This window comes from Sporosarcina sp. QA0331, assembly GCF_055808055.1.
Window position 1 is genome coordinate 43270 of the sequence record NZ_CM147850.1, and the last position, 18689, is coordinate 61958.

Here is an 18689-nt window from a genome sequence, read left to right on the forward strand (position 1 = left end):
GGCAAAAGAAAGAAGGGAACATGTCATTTCGACATGTTCCCTTCTTTCTTTTGATACTCATAGCCATTTTTCGGCCCATGCCTCTACAGCCTTAAGGGCTTTTCCGAGTTCATTCCCTTTTCTTGTTAAGGAATATTCGACTCGTACAGGACGGTCTGTAATGACATTTCGAAGAACAATCCCGCTTTCCTCAAGCTCTTTTATCCGTTCGTTAAGCACGCGCTTACTCAAATCGGGAATATATGCGTGAATCTCACTAAACCGTTTCGGTTCGTCGAGTAGTGAGTGGACAATAAGACCTATCCACTTCTTGCCGATTAATTGATAAGAATGTTCTACTTTATCGCATAAAGGTGGTTGTTGTTCTGTTTCCTCCAAATTTCTCACCCCTTCGTTATTTAATTTTTTATTACCTTATTACTTATAATAACTAATTATCCAAGTCGTTTTTCGATGTTTTCTCTATTTATATTCTTTAGTATAACCCAATTTATGTCTGTTGTACATGGATTTAATTCCATTTATTTAGTGTTCATTTGTAACGGCATTAGATAAATTGTTAAAAATGCGTTTATAGTAATTTTAACAAAATAGACACATTCTTGTTGACGAAAAGTAACCAGGGGTATATTATGTGGTAATGAAGTTTGCTTGTTACTAAAAGTAACCTGTCGCTTTATATAGAATGGCATTCTGATTGACATGCTGTTTCGACATCATTAAGGAGGGATTCGATTGGAGCAAATCAATCGAGAGAAATTAATAAAATCGGGGTTCAATGAAGATATTTTACCGACGAAGTCAGAGGGCAGAAGTTGGAATGCCGGAAACTTTGCGTCCGTTTGGATGGGTTCCGTGCATAATATCCCTAACTATATTGCCATAGGAGGACTTTTTGCTTTAGGAATGTCTGTCGGACAAGTTTTTGCCGCAATTATGAGTGCGTCAATTTTATTGGCAATCGTCATGGTTCTCAACGGTCATGCCGGATCTAAATATGGTTTGCCTTTTGCTATGTTGCTGCGTTTCTCTTACGGAACGAAAGGTGCGATGATTCCAGGCGTATTAAGAGGTGTTATTGCAGCAATCATGTGGTTCGGATTTCAAACATTCGCAGGAAGCCAAGCGTTGTATATTCTCATCGCGAAGCTTTGGCCGAATTTCACGACATTAGGTGGGGATTGGAACCTATTGGGGTTGTCATTATCCTCATTAATTTCGTTTTTGCTGTTCTGGTCATTTAATGTAGCCTTGATTTTTGGAGGAATGAAGTTCCTTGGGAAGTTTACAAATATCCTATCGCCGCTTGTCTACATTGTTTTCGGTGGTATGGCGATCTGGGCAATTAAATTAGCTGGAGGTGTTGGTCCGATACTTGCATATACGAGTACAGGTGCCAGCGGAAATCCGGTAGTCGTCTTTTTGGCAGCGATTACGGCAATCATTGCTGCTTGGGCAGCTCCGATTGTAAACGTATCTGACTTTACAAGATTAGCTCGCTCGACGAAGGCTCAGGCGGTCGGACAAACAGTAGGTTTAGTTGTAACCTATTTATTGTTTGCCATCGCAAGCATTTCGATCATTGTAGGCTCTGAAATTGCCTTTGGTACACCCATTTGGAATGTGCTTGATGTTGTCGCCCGATTTGATAGTCCATTTGCAATAGGGATATCCGTGCTTACACTTTCGTTAACAACATTATCGGTGAATGTGACAGGTAATATTGTTCCAGCCGGTTACCAATTGGCGGCGCTTTTCCCGAAAAGACTTACATTTAAGTCGGGAGCAATGATAGCGGCTATAAGCGGGATTCTTGTCATGCCGTGGAAGCTGATGGAGAATGCGACAAGCATATTCACATTTTTAAATATTATCGGCGGCTTATTGGCCCCAATTACGGGTGTTTTGCTAGCCCATTACTTTATCGTTTCAAAAATGAAGATTGACTTGAAAGAGTTGTATTCCAATAGCGCGAAGTATAACTATCGGAATGGCTTTAATATAAATGCACTTGTTACATCGACGCTTGCCGGCGTCATTTCCTTGATCGGTAATTTTGTTCCGTTCTTCAAGCCGCTTTATGATATGTCGTGGATCGTAGGAATCGTTTCAGCGATACTCATTTATAGCCTATTGGAGATGCGTAGAACTAAAAGTGTCAAGACGGTAAAGATGGGCAAACAGATTTGATCAAAGCAGCATCAGAAGTAGTTCCTTTGTCCATGAAAAAAGATATAGCTGATTAAAAATTACTATTGGAGGAATGCATGATGGCAACTTACGATTTACTTATAAAGAACGGGACAATCGTTACGGAGGATTCAATTAATCGAGGTGATCTCGCCATCAAGGATGGGAAAATCAAAGAGGTCTCTGTCGGTAAACCAATCGAGGCGGCAGCGAAAAAGATAATCGATGCAGAAGGACTTCACATTCTTCCGGGTTTAATCGACACGCATGTTCATTTTAACGAACCTGGCAGAACAGAGTGGGAAGGGTTGGAGACAGGGAGCAGAAGTTTAGCTGCCGGAGGAGCGACATCATTTTTCGACATGCCGCTGAATAGTACGCCACCGACCATCAACAAAGCCAATTTAGCACTAAAAAGCGCTGCTGCCGAGGAAAAATCTGTTGTAAATCCATATTTCTGGGGTGGACTCGTACCGGAAAATATTAATGATTTAAAAGATCTTCACGAAAGTGGCGTAATTGGATTTAAGGCGTTCATGTCGCCGAGTGGAATTGCCGATTTCAAAAACGTGGATGACGAAACAATCTATAAAGGGATGAAAGAAATTGCATCTTTAGGTTCCATTTTGGCTGTTCATGCTGAGAGTACGGTTATTACAGATCAGCTTGCACACGAAAAACAAATCCAAGGCAAAACAACAGCAAGAGATTATGTTGAATCACGCCCGATCATTTCCGAAATTGAAGCGGTCCGTAGAATCATTTCGTATGCGGAAGCAACTGGCTGTAAACTTCATATCGTCCATGCAAGCAGCCGAAAAGTGGTTCAAGTGATTAACGATGCTAAACAAAGAGGCGTAGATGTAACGGTTGAAACATGCCCACATTATTTATCATTGACCGTAAAAGACTTGGCGGAAAAAGGAGCGATGGCAAAATGTGCCCCTCCATTGCGAGATGAAGATGAGTTGGAAGACTTATGGGCAGCTGTAGCGAACGGTGAAATTAACGTCATCGCATCTGACCATTCACCTGCGCCAGCTTCCATGAAGCAAATTACCGACAACTTCTTCGAAGGATGGGGAGGTATTTCGGGAGCTCAGTCTACGTTGAATATTATGTTGACGGAAGGCTATTTCAAGCGGAATCTCCCGTTAGAAAAAATTGTTGAGTTAACGGCAACAAACCCGGCAAAATTATTCGGCCTGACGACGAAAGGGACAATTGCGGTTGACTATGATGCCGACTTGACGCTTATTAACTTAAATGAAAGCTTTGAGCTGAACGAGGAAGATCTGTTTTATCGTCATAAGCATTCGCCTTATGTCGGCATGACATTTAAAGGGAAAGTGAAGACGACAATTGTCGGCGGCAACTTAGTGTTTGAAAACGGAGAGATCTTCGACTACTAAAACATGATCGGGCTGCGGAATCGCAGCCCATTTCCAATGAACTTGATAGACATTATAGGGAGGGATGCCTTTGAGGATATGCTAGGCATAGGCATTAACAATTAAAGGGAAGGGGATTTGCTTTTATGGCACATCAAGTACAAAAAAATAAAAAATTTACGATTCCATATTGGTGGAAAGTAGTTTTTGCATTCACCTTAGGATGGATGTTTATAAATGCTAATAAATATTTTTTGAATCCGATTTTGGACAATATCGGATTGGAATATAACCTTAACAATACACAGCTTGGGCTCGTCAATAGTATCTTCTTTCTGACGTACACAATTGCGCAAATTCCGGCTGGGTCTTTCAGTGATAAATTCGGCAGGAAAAAGTTGCTTGTCATCGGGTTTATATTATACGGGCTGTTGACAGGAATTAGTGGTATCATGGCCGGTTTCACAGGCTTTTTGGTTGCCCGTGCACTGGCAGGATTTTCCTCAGCGACGTATTATGGCCCGCAATTTGCCCTATCATCTGAAGCGATTCCGGCAAAGCATCGAACTGTTGGTAGTGCAATCATTAACAGTGGATCAGGAATCGGGATCGCCTTTGGTTTTATCTTGTCGAGTATTTTAGTTCTCGATATGGGAATGAGCTGGAGCGTGCCGTTTTATATCTTCGGTGTGCTAACGGTTCTTGTCGGGATTCTCATTGGCGTATTGGTTAAGGAGAAAAATCCGGATACCTTATTGAAAGAAAGTGAACAGTTACAAGCATCACAGAAGAACGAAGAAAAGGTTTCGGTCATCTCTTTACTTAAAAACCGAAATCTTTTGATCACTTTCCTCGTCCTGTTCTGTTCCATTTACGGCTTTACGGTCGTTGTTACATGGTTGCCGAAGTTTTTGGAAACAGAGAGAGGTTTCCATGGCAGCCAAGTTGGTTTGATCGCTGCGTTAGTCCCATTGGCTTCAATTCCGGGAGCGCTTGTCGCAAGTGCTATTTCGGATCGCTTGGGTCGTAAGAAGCCTTTCGCTTTCGTGCTGATTCCAATTGCGGCAGTTGCACTATGGGCCACTGTGTATGTTCATAGCACTGCATTGCTCATTACAGCATTGGTCGTATATGGACTATTCGGCAAGATTGCGCTAGATCCGCTGCTCATCGCATCAGTTTCGGAAAACGTCCGCCAATCGTCCTATGGAATTGCCTTCAGCCTTTATAATTTCATAGGGATGATTTCGTCGGTTATCGCCCCTTGGTTTGTCGGTTTTCTTGCGGATAAAACAGGGAGCATGACGGCAGGATTTTACTCGGCGGTCATCGTGCTCGCTGTCGGCTTCTTCCTTATGATGTTCTTCAAAGAAGGGCCGAAAGTAAAAGCGACGAGTGCATAAGCAGAAATAAAAATCGAAAGGGAAGATAAATATGGAAAATTTAACACATGAAGTAGCTCACCTAGTGGATTGGCTAGGTAAATATGGTGAAGATCCAGAAGGTGGCGTTACTCGATTACTTTATACAAATGAGTGGGTGGAGGCTCAAAAAGCGTTAGAAACATTAATGCAGGATGATGGTCTGCAAACAAATTACGATGATGTCGGAAATTTATTCGGACGTTTAAGAGGAACAAAATATAGCGATGAAACAATTTTGACAGGATCACATGTTGACACCGTTAAAAACGGCGGAAAATTGGATGGCGCATTCGGAATTCTAGCTGGTATTTTGGCTCTTCGCTATTTAAAAGAGAAGTATGGTCAACCACTCCGTAATCTTGAAGTCGTGTCATTTGCCGAAGAAGAAGGAAGCCGGTTTCCGTACGCTTTCTGGGGTTCGAAAAACCTTGTCGGCATCGCGAAGAAAGAGGACGTTGAGAACATTGAAGATTTCGATGGCGTTTCTTTCGTAGACGCGATGAGAGAAGCAGGGTTTGATTTTAGGGATGAGTCGGAACCGATGCGTAATGATGTGAAAGGCTTTGTTGAAATTCATATCGAGCAGGGGAATGTATTGGAGAACGAAGGGAAAGGCATCGGGGTTGTCCATAGTATTGTCGGACAAAGACGATTTACAGTTGATGTAGAAGGTGTGGCGAACCATGCAGGCACCACGCCGATGGGATATCGTAAGGATGCTTTATTTGCCGCAAGCCAAATGATTCAAAACATCATAACAAAAGCAATAGAATATGGCGATCCTCTTGTAGCAACGGTAGGGAAAATCGAAGTCAAACCGAGCATCGTCAACGTTGTTCCGGGACATGCGTTATTCACATTGGATGTTCGGCATACAGAAAAAGAGGTCCTCGTGAAATTCACGGAGGAACTTACAACTATTATTAATAATATTGCCACCGAGTCCGGTGTCGAGACGACCATTGAGATGTGGATGGACGAGGATCCGATTCCAATGGATCAACAAATTGTTGCAGCCATTGAAAAACAATCGGAAGAAAATGGATATAATTATAAAATGATGCATAGTGGTGCAGGCCATGATTCCCAGATCATTGCGCCAGTTGTACCGACAGCGATGATTTTCGTGCCAAGCCGCGGGGGCATCAGCCACAATCCGTTGGAATATACGAGCCCGGAGGAATTGGCAGTCGGGGTCAAAGCATTGATTAACTCTCTATACGCATTGGCATACGAAGAGTAAAAACGACCGGGAACTAGCACGAATCGATTGAACATAACGAAGAAGAAAAAATTAGGAGATGAAGATATGAAAACAACGGAAAAAGAATTGAAAAAATTAATTACAGCGAAATTGCATAAAGCCGGTCTTTCAGAAGAACATGCGGAAGGGGTGGCCGATGTATTAGTGCATGCAGACCTTCGGGGTATTCATTCTCATGGTGCGATGAGGGTGGATTATTACGCAGAACGAATCGCGAAAGGTGGAATCACGACAAATCCTAATTTCACATTCGAGAAGACGGGACCGAGCACAGCAGTATTCGATGGCGATAATGGTGTCGGCCATGTAGCAGCTAAAAAAGCGATGGATCATGCGATTGAGATGGCGAAAGAGAATGGGATTGCTGTTGTTGGTGTAAGAAAGATTAGTCACAGTGGGGCTCTTTCATACTATGTCCAACAGGCTGCCAAAGAAGGGTTAATCGGTCTTTCTGTTGTTCAATCGGATCCGATGGTCGTTCCTTTCGGCGGCGTGGAGCCGTACTACGGAACAAATCCGATTGCATTTGCCGCTCCCGGTAAAGGCGACGATATGATCATTTTTGACATGGCGACGACAGTCCAAGCGTGGGGGAAAATTCTTCATGCACGTTCGAAGAATGAATCCATTCCAGACACTTGGGCGGTCGATAAGAATGGTGAACCGACAACAGATCCATTCAAAGTGAATGCGTTACTCCCGATCGCTGGACCGAAAGGCTATGGCCTAATGATGATGGTTGACGTTTTGTCGGGTATTCTACTCGGATTGCCATTTGGGAACAAAGTCTCCTCGATGTACCATGATTTAAGTGAAGGGCGTAATTTAGGTCAACTTCATATTGTTATCAACCCGGCGTTCTTCTCTGACATCGAGACATTCAGAGAAAATATTTCTAAAACGATGAGCGATTTGAGTAATAGTAAACCGGCGCCAGGATTTGAACGGGTGTATTATCCTGGTCAAAACACGACGATTGCCGAACAGCAATCTAAAGTGGAAGGGATCGAGATTGTTGACGACGTGTATCGTTATTTAGAGTCGGATGTAGTGCACTTCAATAAGTATGAAAACAAAGATCCGTTTGCAAAATAATTCTCCAGGGATCGATGTAGTCTTCAACAAATAAATAAAAGATGAGCGTTTTGAAAATGGGTTATCCGAAAGATATATTATCAAGCAGGTCAATTATTGAGCCAGGTAAATTTGCATTAATCACGCCAGAAGGATTAGTGAATAACGTAATTCCGGGATTCGAAAATTGCTGAGTTTAATGTAAGAATAAAATGTTTCCTTTTGGGGAATAAGTAGAACAGCACAGTTCTGAAATTCCTAAAGAAGAAGGTGCATCGATGAGCTTTTTAGCTAGATTATTTGGAAAAACAAAGGAGACGAAAAAAATGACAAATGTAAAAGTAGCTGTAGTTTTTTATAGTATGGGCGGTACGAACTATCAATTAGCAAAATGGGCTGAAGCGGGTGCAAAAGAAGCAGGTGCTGAAGTTAAAGTATTAAAAGTTCAAGAGCTGGCTCCACAATCAGTCATAGAGGGAAACGAGGCTTGGAAGTCAACTGTTGAAGCGACAAAAGACGTTCCAGTAGCGACTTCAGAGGATCTTGAATGGGCAGATGCAATCATCTTTAGTGTTCCAACCCGATTTGGTAATATGCCATCACAAATGAAGCAATTCCTGGACATACAAGGCGGCCTTTGGGCGAGTGGGAAGACAGTTAATAAAGTAGTGAGTGCCATGACGTCTGCGCAAAATCCGCACGGAGGTCAGGAAGCTACATTGCTATCCTTATATACTTCTATGATGCACTGGGGTGCTATTATCGCAACTCCCGGTTACACTGATCCGGTTCTATTTGGAGCAGGCGGAAACCCTTACGGAACTAGCGTAACAGTCGGCCAGGACGGTAAAATGATTGAGGATGTGCAAGCAGCTGTTAAGCACCAAGCGAAACGCACGGTGACAGTTGCGGAATGGGTTAAAAAAGGAAACGAATAAGATTAAATTGAGGGGGTTGTCTAAGTCTGGACAGCCCTCTCAATTTTTAAGAATAAGTATTGGACTGAGATAGGCGACAAAGTTCATTGAAATCTCTACTTCAAGATATTCCGCTTGCATTTACCTCAATTGAGTGGTAAAGTGATTGTAACGAAAGGGAGTGATGAACAATATGCAAAAGAATACTCGTGGATCATTAATTTGGCTGCGGCTCACTCGATTCACTCATCAAAGCAATCTACTTTCAAATGAGTTTTTAAAACAATATGATTTGACGACTGCGCAATTTGATGTGTTAATGCAAGTTTCGACATATGAACCGTTAACACAAAGTGAATTAGCAGAAAAAGTGACCGTGACACAAGGCGGTATTTCACGCATGCTCGCTCGCCTGGAAAAAGAAAGACTCATTGTACGTAAGCAGGAATGGAAGACGAAAACAATTTCGTTAACGGATAAAGGTCGTCAAAAACTGGACAATGCATTTGAAGCCCAGCTTGCGTTCCAGTCTTCGTTCTTTGAGGAATGTTTATCGGAAGAAGAAATGAAAATATTATATACACTCATGTCGCGTGTGCAAAAAAACAGTGAAAAAAAGAAGTTGCCGAATAGGTAATTTTTTTGCCTAATCACTTGACTAATCAAATGAAAAAAGAGGAGGAACAATTTATGTATACAATCCCGGGACATCACCATATTTCGATGATCACGAAGAATGCAAGTCAAAACAATCATTTTTATAAAGTAGTACTTGGTTTACGTCGCGTAAAAATGACAGTCAATCAGGACTCTCCATCCATGTATCACTTATTTTATGGCGACAGAACAGGGAGCGCGGGTACGGAACTATCATTTTTTGAAATTCCGGTTGTAGGCAGGACCCACCGAGGGACAAATGCTATCACACGAATCGGACTGCTCGTCCCTTCAGAAGCAAGCTTAACGTATTGGAAGGCACGTTTTGAGCAATTGGGTGTACAGCACGGAGACATTACAACTTACGCAAACCGACCCGCTTTGCACTTTGAAGATGCAGAAGGCTTGCGCATGGTGCTTCTTGTATCTAACGGCGAAAAAATTGGCCACTGGGAAACTTGGCGGAAATCACCTGTGCCGGAAGAACATCAAATTCAAGGCATGGGTTCAGTGGAAATAACCGTCCGCAGAATCGATAAACTTGCAAATACACTTACAGAAATGTTCGGTTACACGGAGGTGTCACGCACGGAAGAAGAGGCAATTTTCCAATCGGTTAAAGGAGAAGTATTCGGGGAAATTGTTGTGAAATATTTAGACGGTCCATCCGAAAAGCCGGGACGTGGCAGTATTCATCATTTGGCAATACGTGTGAAAAATGAAAAAGAGTTGGTGTACTGGGATGAAAAAGTGCGTGAGCGTGGCTTCCAGTCATCCGGCATTGTGGACCGCTTCTACTTTAAAAGCTTATATTTCCGTGAGTCAAACGGAATTCTATTTGAAATCGCGACAGATGGACCAGGGTTTACAATCGATGGTGATATTGAAACGCTTGGTGAAAAATTAGATTTGCCACCATTTTTAGAAGAACGTCGTAAGGAAATTGAAGAAAAACTACAACCAATTGAGGAGGAGTAATTATGGAAAAATATCGCATTGAACCTTCGAAAGGCATGGAATTTGGGCTTTATTCACTAGGCGACCACATTCCCAATCCGCTGACAGGAGAGCGTGTTTCCGCCGAACAGCGCATCAATGAATTGATTGAAGCAAGCAAATTGGCCGAACAAGCGGGAATTGATGTTTTCGGTGTCGGGGAAAGTCATCAAACATACTTTACAACTCAAGCCCACACTGTCGTACTTGGGGCTATCGCACAGGCGACAAGCAAGATAAAAATTACAAGCTCCGCTACAGTGTTAAGCGTTTCGGACCCTGTACGCGTGTATGAGGACTTCGCGACAATCGATTTGATTTCGGGCGGTCGTGCAGAAATCGTTGCCGGTCGAGGCTCACGGGTGGGGGCCTATCAATTGCTTGGAGTCGATCTACAGGATTATGAAGAAATATTCGAAGAGAAATTAGAGCTTCTTATGAAAATAAATGAGGAAGAAAACGTGACTTGGCAAGGTGAATTCCGTGCCCCGTTGCAAAATGCCCAAATCCTGCCGCAACCTAAAAATGGCTCACTTCCTATTTGGAGAGCTGTCGGAGGACCACCTGCAAGTGCCATTAAAGCAGGCTATATGGGGATTCCGATGATGCTCACTACGTTAGGCGGGCCGGCAGTCAATTTCAAGCCGTCAGTCGATGCATATCGTGAAGCGGCTGAACGAAGTGGCTTTGATCCAACAACATTACCCATTGCAACAACAAGTCTGTTCTATGTAGCAGATACAACAAAAGAGGCATTGCAAGGCATGTACCCACATATCAATGGGGGGTTCCAAGCAATTCGTGGGGGCGGCTATCCAAAACAGCAATTCGCACAAGCACCTGATACACGCGATGCGTTAATGGTCGGCAGCACCCAGGAAATTATTGAAAAAATGCTTTACCAATATGAACTCTACGGAATGCAACGGTTCATGGCTCAGATCGATTTTGGCGGAGTGCCGTTCGAAAAGATCATGAAAAACATCGACATTATCGGGAATGACATCATCCCGGCAATTAAAAAATATACTGCCAAATCATGAGGGGAGAGAACAGCATGAAAATTGTAGCATTAGCAGGATCGATCGTTGGCTCGAAAACAAAAACAGCAATGACAAAAGTGATCGACATACTTGAACATAAATATCCGCAACATGAAGTGACACTGCTCGACTTAGCCGATTATTCATTGGAATTTAGCGATGGTCGCAATTACTTTGAATATGATGGAGATACAAAATACGTAACTGAGACAATCATGGCTGCAGATGCAATAATTCTTGGAACACCAACATTCCAAGCATCCATTCCGGCAACGCTGAAAAACATCTTCGACTTGCTTCCGGTCAACGCTTTCCGGGATAAAGTCGTAAGTAGTGTTGTGACAGCCGGAACAGCAAAGCATTATTTAATGATAGAGCAACAATTAAAGCCAATCTTAGCTTATATGAAAGCCCATATCGTTCCGACGTATGTTTTTATTGAGGAAAAAGATTTCTTGCGTAAAGAAATTGTGAATGATGATATCCATTTCCGTTTAGACCGACTGGTTGAAGATACCGTATTGACAGTGGAAGCATTCGAAACAATTCGTAAGAAAAAAGATGAAGAATATGATTTTTAAGGATAATAACAAAAACAAATAACCATAGTTGTCAGTGTACTTTTGGTTACTATGCCACATGTAAGTACGTACCTACAAAAAGATCATTAGTAATTTATTATAGAAGATGCAGTACAGTAAATAGATATAAGAGGAGAGTTTTTTCAAGCATGAATATTTTAGTAGTGAAAGCGAATAATCGCCCCGCGACAGAAGCGGTGTCAAGTAAAATGTATGAAACGTTTATGGCTGAATTAGAAGGTAAGGATGTAAACGTAATTACTTATGATCTTTTTGAAGAAGATACACCTTATTTTGGTCAAGAGCTCTTTAACGCTTTTGGTAAGGTTCAAAACGGTGAAGATTTAACAGACGTTGAATCACGCCTATTAGCGGCAAAACAAAAAGCAATGGATGCCATCTCAGCTGCAGATGTAGTTGTAATTGCATTTCCGTTATGGAACTTAACAATCCCAGCTAAATTACAAACATTCATCGACTATGTATATGCTGCTGGTTTTACATTTAAATATGATGCTGAAGGTAACTTGATCAGTTTAATGACGAACAAAAAGGCAATCTTTTTAAGTGCCCGGGGCGGCGTTTACTCAACCCCGGAAGCAGCACCTTTGGAAATGGCTGTCAGCTATATGCGAAATGTATTCGGTGGGGTATTCGGAATGCAAATCCTTGATGAAGTAATTATCGAAGGTCACAATGCGATTCCTCATAAAGCACAAGAAATTATTGAAACAGGCATGGAGGAAGTAAAAGCTTCTGCTCAACGTTTACTAGAAATGACTGTTTACGCGTAATGTAAAACGTTCTATATGAATATAGCCTATGCCGGGCTTCAGAAAGAGCTAATCGTAAATCATCGATTGGCTCTACTTTCAAAGAACAATATCATTATAGGGAGGAACTAAAAAATGAGTAACGATCATATCGTGTCGAGAGGAATTAGAAGTGTTAGGGATGTACTTGTCGAGGAGAGATCGCCAGGACACAAAGCGGGATTGGTTATTGAACCGAATAATTGGGAGGATGTAGACCCATTTTTGTTGATGGCTGAAGATTATTTTGTCCGTGGCACTTTTGGCATGCACCCGCACCGTGGCATTGAAACAGTTACGTATGTGATTGATGGGAAGCTAGAACATGTGGACAATAAAGCAGGTGAAGGTGTATTAGTGCCAGGCGACGTTCAGTGGATGACAGCTGGTAAAGGCATTATTCATACTGAGGATCCAGTTGCCGGTGAAACGGTTCACTCTCTGCAGCTGTGGGTTAATCTTCCGAGCGACAAAAAGATGACGGAACCTCGTTATCAAAATATGCGTGCACAGGGTATGCCTGTTCGACTTGAGGAAGGGGCAACAATACGGGTGTTTTCTGGATCTTCGATGGGCGTATCGGCGAATACGAAAAATCATGTCCCTGTAACGATGGTTGAATTTAGTGTGGATGCAGGTGTGTCGGTTACTCAAGATCTGCCAGGAAGTTATAATGGATTCCTCTATATTGTTGATGGAAAAGGAACGTTTGGTAAGGACAGGACGGAAGGGAAACAAGGGCAAGTACTTTGGCTTGAGCGCACGGGGGATGAACAACAAACTGAAGTGGCCATTCATGCAACAGAAAAAATGCGTGTCCTTTTATACGCGGGACAACCAATCGGGGAAAAAGTCGTCGCTCGTGGTCCGTTTGTGATGAACACGGATGAGGAGATTATACAGGCTTACAAAGATTATAGAGAGGGCAAATTTGAGTGATGTGAACCAACCTCCACCCAGTCATATCAAGGATATCTTGTAATTTGTGAAGTATTCATGCTATGATAAGCTACTGGCAACGGAGGTGGAAAAAACGATGAATACTCGTTTAACAACAAAAGAAAAATTATTGAATTTATTAAAAAAAGAAACGGAAATGACTGTCAATCAATTGGCTGAAGGATTACAAATTACAGAGATGGCAGTCAGAAAACATCTTAATGCTCTTGAAAGAGACTCTTTCATTCATGTATCTGAAATGAGGCAACCTGTTGGTAGACCAGTTCAAGTTTTTTCATTGACACCCCAGGCAGATGTGTTATTTCCTAAAAATTACGACAACCTTACTGTTGATTTCCTGAATGACCTGCAGGAGATTCAAGGGGATGAAATCATTAATCACCTTTTTGAAAAGAGAAGTGAACGGCTGGCGAGTAAATACTCATCGTACATGCAATCCAACTTTTCAAATGAAGAGATGGTTGAGATGTTGAAGGATATTCAAATTGAAAAAGGGTATATGGCTGATGTCATTAAAATAGGCGACAATGAGTTTGAGTTAATCGAACATAATTGCCCAATCTTTGAGGTGTCTAAAAACTTTAAGCAAGCTTGTAATTGCGAGACAAATATGTTCAAAGAAATATTAAATACGAAAAGTGTAAAACGAACAAGTTGCAAAGCTGATGGCGATAACCATTGTCATTTTCTCATCAATTTCAATGAAGATCGAAAGACTGATTAAAATAGGACCGAGTTGCAAACAATTTTGGCCATAAAAACTTTCCGCATAAAAGGGAAGTGTGTTGGAGACAACTCCTTTGACTTCGGCTGATTACTTGGTCTATCATTACTTTGGAAACTTTTTATACTAAATGGTTTATAAAGTATAAAAAGAAAATGAAGAAACGGGGGAATAGTAATGACTAGTTTTACTCTACCAGCACTACCTTATGCTTTTGATGCATTGGAACCGGTTATTGATCAACGCACGATGGAGATTCATCATGGTAAACATCATCAAACCTATGTAAATAATCTCAATGCTGCACTTGAAGGACATGAAGCGTTACGCAACAAGACATTGGAAGACCTGCTGACAAATTTGGATACGCTACCTGCGTCAATTCAAGGAGCTGTCAGAAACAATGGCGGGGGGCATATGAATCACTCGTTATTCTGGGAAACCCTCACGGCAACATCTGAAAACAATTTACCGACTGGAGAGTTAGCAGCGGCGATAGACAAGGAATTTGGCAGCTTTGAAAAATTCCAAGACGTATTTACGAAAGCGGCAACAGGAAGATTCGGGTCTGGATGGGCTTGGTTAGTCGTAAATAAAGAAAAACGAGTCGAGGTAACAAGCACACCAAATCAGGACAATCCAATTATGGAAGGCGAAACAGCAATTTTAGGATTGGACGTTTGGGAGCACGCTTACTACTTGTCTTATCAAAACAGAAGACCTGATTATATTTCAAACTTTTTCAAGATCATTAATTGGGATGCCGTTAGTAAAAAATATGAAGATGCATTGAAGAAATAATAGATGCCTACAAGATAAGGTGCCTTCCGGGCTCTTATCTTGTGCATTTCAAAACCAACTACATATAGGGAAGTGACGAATTGAAAAGCAATCCTGATAAAGTCAATTCTTTTAAAGAAGCAATGGCAAATTACCCCACTGGTGTAACGGTCGTTACAACAATTGATGAAAAAGATAATCCGATTGGATTAACAGTCAATTCATTTGCATCCGTATCACTAGATCCATTGCTTATTTTGTGGTCAATTGATAAAAGAGTTTCTACATACGAATCGTTTCAAAAGGTAGATAAGTTCGCAGTTAATATTTTGGCAGAAAATCAAGCAGACATTGCTACTTTATTTGCAAGTAGGAACAGCGATCGCTTTGCGAATTGTAAGTGGAATCTTTCGGCTACTCAACTGCCAATTATTCATGGGGCAGCTGCCACGCTGCAATGTAACGTATTTAATAGAATTGAAGCAGGAGATCACACAATTTTTATTGGAAAGATATTGGAAATCACTGTTGAAAAGAAATCACCCCTTGTTTATCACGGAAGAAAGATGGGTGCATTACCATCGAGCTTCCATGAGAATTAAAATTCATACTTATAGTTGCTAAGTATATCGGTAAAAAACAAAAGATTATGTTTATCAAATTTTGTTAACTGGAGTGTATATAAATGAAGGGTGAAATCGTTGATCTTACTATTATTGGAGGAGGCCCCGCAGGTCTTTTTGCTTCATTTTATGCAGGGATGAGGGAAATGTCGGTAAGAATTATAGACAGTTTACCACAACTTGGTGGACAACTGATTGAACTTTATCCTGACAAATATATCTATGACGTTGGCGGATTTCCAAAAATCCTTGCTAAAGACTTTGTTGCTAACCTTGTGACTCAAGCTCATTATGCAAAGCCGGAAATAGTACTTGGTGAAACTGCCTTGTCAGCTGAGCGTAATGGAGACCATTTTATTTTACAGACCGATCAAGGTGTTTATCTAACAAGGACAATTCTTTTAACAGCTGGCATTGGCGCTTTTCAACCTCGTAAAATAGGTTTGCCGAATGAAGAACAATTTGAAGGTAAAACACTCCATTATGGGATTAAAGACCTTTCGATATTTAAAGATAGAAAAGTGGTCATCTGTGGTGGAGGTGACTCGGCGGTGGATTGGGCATTAATGTTAGAAGAGCTCGCTTCATCCGTTACGCTCGTACACCGAAGAGATCGTTTTACTGCGCATGAAACAAGTGTTAATCAGCTATTGCAATCAAAAGTGGATGTAAAAACATCATTTGCTGTCAAGGAAGTTGAAGGGGTAGACGGAGAGGTCAATGAAATCACATTAGTATCTCGGGACGGCAATGAAGAGCGAGTTCCCGCTGACCATCTTATTGTCAATTACGGAAATATTTCATCGCTTGGTCCATTAAAGGAGTGGGGGCTTGAGTTAGAACGAAACTCCATTAAGGTGAATACGCGTATGGAAACAAATATTCAAGGAATCTATGCAGCAGGTGACGTGACGACATATGCTGGCAAAGTGAAGTTAATTGCAACAGGACTTGGTGAAGCACCAATAGCTGTGAACCATGCGAAAGCACATATAGATCCCAAAGCAAGACTACAACCACTTCATAGCACAAGTGTTTTTAGTTAATTGTATGCATCATGTATTTCATAAGCATCAAATGATGCCAAATATGAGTTGGACATCATTTGATGCTACAGTGGTTTGACCAATCCAAGGAGCATTCCTTTTCAGAAATCAAGTGCTAACTCTGTATTGGTTATTTTTTTGCTTTGAATGTTAGTGGTGACTAACTAACATTCGGGAATAATTGGAGGGGATAAGATGCAAAATACTTCGGATAAAATATTGCAGGCGGCATTGACGCTAATGGAAGACAAAGGATATCAAAAGGTTTCAATAAAGGAAATTGCCCACAAAGCTGAAGTTAGCGAGATGACGATTTTTCGGCACTTTAAGACGAAAATGGGAGTTTTCGAATCAGCGGTAGATAAATATTCTTATATTCCATGTTTCAAGGAGATATTTGGGGAACGTATTGTTTGGGATTTGGAAAAGGATTTGACCTTACTTGCTAAGTCTTATTTAAAATTGATGAATAAAAATAAGTCGATCTTTTTAATAGCTGTTCAAGAAAGAAGTGATTTTCCGGAGTTAAATCAAGCCATCGCTAAAAAAACGAAGGAGCTTAAAGACCTGATCATTGATTATTTCAGTTCCATGCAAGAAAAGAATCGAATAAAGGAGACAGATGTAGAAGCGCAGGCAATTATTTTTTTAACGACTTTGTATGGATATTTTTCATCGACGTCATTATGGAAAGACCATTTCCTACATGAATGGGAGGAGCCATTTGTCGCGAATACGATTCAATTGTTTTGTGAGACATTAAAAAAATAAGTTTAGTTGATAGGAGTATAAAATAGATGTTATCTGAAAAACAATCATTTAACCGAAACCTGATTGTCGGGATATTATTATCAGCATCATTTGTTACAATTTTGAACCAAACATTAATCATTATAGCCATTCCGCCTATAATGAATGAATTTCAAATTGATCCCAGCCAAGCGCAGTGGCTGACAACAGCGTTTATGTTAATGAACGGAATACTAATACCTGTTACGGCATTCTTGATTGAAAAGTTTTCGAGTAAACGTCTATTAATTGCTGCGTTAAGTATTTTTTCACTTGGAACGCTTATTGGCGCAATCGCCCCAAGTTTTTCTTTCTTGCTTGTAGCAAGAATTATTCAAGCAGTTGGTGCCGGGATTATGATGCCATTAATGCAGACGGTTATGCTAACTCTTTTCCCGCCAGAGAAGAGAGGGGCTGCAATGGGAATGGTTGGTCTTGTCACAGGATTCGCACCTGCAATCGGTCCGACATTGGCGGGGTGGCTCATTGTCCAATTCTCATGGCGCTCTCTATTCTATACTGTACTTCCAGTTGCTCTGATTGTTCTTGTAATAGCGATCTTCCTCATGAAAAACGTTACGGAACAAAAACAAGTTAAAATAGATATTTCATCTGTTATTTTCTCAACTTTCGGATGGGGAGGTCTACTATACGGGTTTAGTATCGCCGGAACAGCTGGCTGGATGAGCGGACAGGCTCTAGGAGCAATTGGTGTAGGAGTGGTTGCGTTATTCATATTTATCGCAAGGCAGCTGAAACTTAAACAACCAATGTTAGAATTCCGTGTTTTCAACTCACCTATCTTTACAATTACAACGATATTGTCTGTCTTTGTCTTTGCAATCATGGTAGGGACACAAACACTATTGCCGATTTACGCACAGGACGTAGTCAGCTTTACTGCTCTTGAATCGGGAGTCATGCTACTTCCTGGGGCACTGATTATGGGTCTTATGTCGCCGGTAACTGGTAAGATCTTTGATAGATTTGGCGGTAAATGGCTTTCTGTCAGTGGGTTTTCTTTAATAACGATTTCGTTATTTCTTTATGCAAACTTGTCACTTCATGCGAGCCTAGTATGGATTGCAACTATATTTGCTGTTTTGATGATTGGTACATCGATGATGATGATGCCGTTAATGACAGCTGGTATTAATGCCCTGCCTCCTCATCTTATTGCCCATGGAACGGCAATGAATAATACAATCCGGATGGTTGGCGGATCGATTGGAACTGCAACGTTAATTTCTGTGATGAGTTATGCGTCTTTAAACACATCACTTCAAGAACCAAAACAAGCGGCAATGGATGGGATTCAAAATTCGTTTATGATCGCATCTATATTGGCGGTTTTGGGTATATTCTTGTCGTTTCGATTAAAAAGTAAAAAACAATAACATAATGTCTTATTGTTTACA

At 41.2% G+C, this 18689-nt stretch carries 19 protein-coding genes and 1 pseudogene; 19 read left to right on the forward strand and 1 reads right to left on the reverse strand.

What is annotated here, in order from left to right; genetic code table 11:
- Positions 1-57: 57 nt before the first annotated feature.
- Entirely contained in the window at positions 58-378 is a 321-nt protein-coding gene (locus AC0L13_RS00220) for a winged helix-turn-helix transcriptional regulator (RefSeq protein WP_473642771.1), read from the reverse strand.
- 357 nt (positions 379-735) lie between these two features.
- On the opposite strand from AC0L13_RS00220, the gene allW reads away from it, so the two are divergent.
- From allW to AC0L13_RS00315, 19 genes and pseudogenes are all read left to right on the forward strand, one after another.
- Entirely contained in the window at positions 736-2190 is a 1455-nt protein-coding gene (gene allW, locus AC0L13_RS00225; RefSeq protein ID WP_473642773.1) for an allantoin permease, read from the forward strand.
- Positions 2191-2270: 80 nt separating this feature from the next.
- Complete coding sequence (locus AC0L13_RS00230; protein ID WP_473642775.1) at positions 2271-3602, forward strand: allantoinase; 1332 nt, start codon at positions 2271-2273, stop codon at positions 3600-3602.
- 125 nt (positions 3603-3727) lie between these two features.
- On the forward strand, positions 3728-4984 hold the full coding sequence (locus tag AC0L13_RS00235) for an MFS transporter (protein ID WP_473642777.1): 1257 nt from the start codon (positions 3728-3730) through the stop codon (positions 4982-4984).
- A 31-nt stretch (positions 4985-5015) separates the two neighbouring features.
- Positions 5016-6248 (forward strand): allantoate deiminase, encoded by a 1233-nt coding sequence (allC, locus tag AC0L13_RS00240; RefSeq protein WP_473642779.1) that lies wholly within the window; start codon positions 5016-5018, stop codon positions 6246-6248.
- 66 nt (positions 6249-6314) lie between these two features.
- On the forward strand, positions 6315-7364 hold the full coding sequence (allD, locus tag AC0L13_RS00245) for an ureidoglycolate dehydrogenase (protein ID WP_473642781.1): 1050 nt from the start codon (positions 6315-6317) through the stop codon (positions 7362-7364).
- Between the two features lie 56 nt (positions 7365-7420).
- Positions 7421-7534: pseudogene (locus AC0L13_RS00250) on the forward strand ((S)-ureidoglycine aminohydrolase); the annotation flags it as partial.
- Positions 7535-7669: 135 nt separating this feature from the next.
- Positions 7670-8281 carry an NAD(P)H:quinone oxidoreductase gene (wrbA, locus tag AC0L13_RS00255; RefSeq protein ID WP_473642783.1) on the forward strand — a complete coding sequence of 204 codons (612 nt, stop codon included), beginning with the start codon at positions 7670-7672 and terminating at the stop codon, positions 8279-8281.
- A 172-nt stretch (positions 8282-8453) separates the two neighbouring features.
- On the forward strand, positions 8454-8897 hold the full coding sequence (locus tag AC0L13_RS00260; RefSeq protein ID WP_473642786.1) for a MarR family winged helix-turn-helix transcriptional regulator: 444 nt from the start codon (positions 8454-8456) through the stop codon (positions 8895-8897).
- A 53-nt stretch (positions 8898-8950) separates the two neighbouring features.
- Positions 8951-9895 (forward strand): ring-cleaving dioxygenase, encoded by a 945-nt coding sequence (locus AC0L13_RS00265; RefSeq protein WP_473642788.1) that lies wholly within the window; start codon positions 8951-8953, stop codon positions 9893-9895.
- A gap of 2 nt (positions 9896-9897) precedes the next feature.
- The gene (locus AC0L13_RS00270; RefSeq protein ID WP_473642790.1) at positions 9898-10956 is read left to right on the forward strand and encodes an LLM class flavin-dependent oxidoreductase; all 1059 of its coding nucleotides are present in this window, start codon (positions 9898-9900) and stop codon (positions 10954-10956) included.
- 14 nt (positions 10957-10970) lie between these two features.
- On the forward strand, positions 10971-11537 hold the full coding sequence (locus AC0L13_RS00275; RefSeq protein ID WP_473642792.1) for an NADPH-dependent FMN reductase: 567 nt from the start codon (positions 10971-10973) through the stop codon (positions 11535-11537).
- Between the two features lie 149 nt (positions 11538-11686).
- Positions 11687-12331, forward strand: coding sequence for an FMN-dependent NADH-azoreductase (locus AC0L13_RS00280; protein WP_473642794.1), 645 nt, complete (start codon positions 11687-11689; stop codon positions 12329-12331).
- 114 nt (positions 12332-12445) lie between these two features.
- The gene (locus tag AC0L13_RS00285; RefSeq protein ID WP_473642796.1) at positions 12446-13288 is read left to right on the forward strand and encodes a pirin family protein; all 843 of its coding nucleotides are present in this window, start codon (positions 12446-12448) and stop codon (positions 13286-13288) included.
- A 97-nt stretch (positions 13289-13385) separates the two neighbouring features.
- Complete coding sequence (locus AC0L13_RS00290; protein WP_473642798.1) at positions 13386-14033, forward strand: helix-turn-helix transcriptional regulator; 648 nt, start codon at positions 13386-13388, stop codon at positions 14031-14033.
- Positions 14034-14210: 177 nt separating this feature from the next.
- Positions 14211-14834, forward strand: a complete 624-nt coding sequence (locus tag AC0L13_RS00295) for a superoxide dismutase (RefSeq protein ID WP_473642800.1) — start codon at positions 14211-14213, stop codon at positions 14832-14834.
- Positions 14835-14956: 122 nt separating this feature from the next.
- Positions 14957-15415 (forward strand): flavin reductase family protein, encoded by a 459-nt coding sequence (locus AC0L13_RS00300; RefSeq protein ID WP_473646780.1) that lies wholly within the window; start codon positions 14957-14959, stop codon positions 15413-15415.
- A gap of 83 nt (positions 15416-15498) precedes the next feature.
- Positions 15499-16482, forward strand: coding sequence for an NAD(P)/FAD-dependent oxidoreductase (locus tag AC0L13_RS00305; RefSeq protein ID WP_473642802.1), 984 nt, complete (start codon positions 15499-15501; stop codon positions 16480-16482).
- Between the two features lie 195 nt (positions 16483-16677).
- The gene (locus AC0L13_RS00310; protein WP_473642804.1) at positions 16678-17253 is read left to right on the forward strand and encodes a TetR/AcrR family transcriptional regulator; all 576 of its coding nucleotides are present in this window, start codon (positions 16678-16680) and stop codon (positions 17251-17253) included.
- Positions 17254-17279: 26 nt separating this feature from the next.
- Positions 17280-18668, forward strand: a complete 1389-nt coding sequence (locus AC0L13_RS00315; RefSeq protein ID WP_473642806.1) for an MDR family MFS transporter — start codon at positions 17280-17282, stop codon at positions 18666-18668.
- The last annotated feature ends 21 nt before the right edge of the window (positions 18669-18689 follow it).

Excerpts from the sequence above, each read along its gene's own strand:
- AC0L13_RS00230 (WP_473642775.1), top strand. The coding sequence starts at position 2,271 with ATGGCAACTTACGATTTACTTATAAAGAACGGGACAATCGTTACGGAG.
- AC0L13_RS00235 (WP_473642777.1), top strand. The coding sequence starts at position 3,728 with ATGGCACATCAAGTACAAAAAAATAAAAAATTTACGATTCCATATTGG.
- allC (WP_473642779.1), top strand. The coding sequence starts at position 5,016 with ATGGAAAATTTAACACATGAAGTAGCTCACCTAGTGGATTGGCTAGGT.
- allD (WP_473642781.1), top strand. The coding sequence starts at position 6,315 with ATGAAAACAACGGAAAAAGAATTGAAAAAATTAATTACAGCGAAATTG.
- wrbA (WP_473642783.1), top strand. The coding sequence starts at position 7,670 with ATGACAAATGTAAAAGTAGCTGTAGTTTTTTATAGTATGGGCGGTACG.
- AC0L13_RS00260 (WP_473642786.1), top strand. The coding sequence starts at position 8,454 with ATGCAAAAGAATACTCGTGGATCATTAATTTGGCTGCGGCTCACTCGA.
- AC0L13_RS00265 (WP_473642788.1), top strand. The coding sequence starts at position 8,951 with ATGTATACAATCCCGGGACATCACCATATTTCGATGATCACGAAGAAT.
- AC0L13_RS00270 (WP_473642790.1), top strand. The coding sequence starts at position 9,898 with ATGGAAAAATATCGCATTGAACCTTCGAAAGGCATGGAATTTGGGCTT.
- AC0L13_RS00275 (WP_473642792.1), top strand. The coding sequence starts at position 10,971 with ATGAAAATTGTAGCATTAGCAGGATCGATCGTTGGCTCGAAAACAAAA.
- AC0L13_RS00280 (WP_473642794.1), top strand. The coding sequence starts at position 11,687 with ATGAATATTTTAGTAGTGAAAGCGAATAATCGCCCCGCGACAGAAGCG.
- AC0L13_RS00285 (WP_473642796.1), top strand. The coding sequence starts at position 12,446 with ATGAGTAACGATCATATCGTGTCGAGAGGAATTAGAAGTGTTAGGGAT.
- AC0L13_RS00290 (WP_473642798.1), top strand. The coding sequence starts at position 13,386 with ATGAATACTCGTTTAACAACAAAAGAAAAATTATTGAATTTATTAAAA.
- AC0L13_RS00295 (WP_473642800.1), top strand. The coding sequence starts at position 14,211 with ATGACTAGTTTTACTCTACCAGCACTACCTTATGCTTTTGATGCATTG.
- AC0L13_RS00300 (WP_473646780.1), top strand. The coding sequence starts at position 14,957 with ATGGCAAATTACCCCACTGGTGTAACGGTCGTTACAACAATTGATGAA.
- AC0L13_RS00305 (WP_473642802.1), top strand. The coding sequence starts at position 15,499 with ATGAAGGGTGAAATCGTTGATCTTACTATTATTGGAGGAGGCCCCGCA.
- AC0L13_RS00310 (WP_473642804.1), top strand. The coding sequence starts at position 16,678 with ATGCAAAATACTTCGGATAAAATATTGCAGGCGGCATTGACGCTAATG.
- AC0L13_RS00315 (WP_473642806.1), top strand. The coding sequence starts at position 17,280 with ATGTTATCTGAAAAACAATCATTTAACCGAAACCTGATTGTCGGGATA.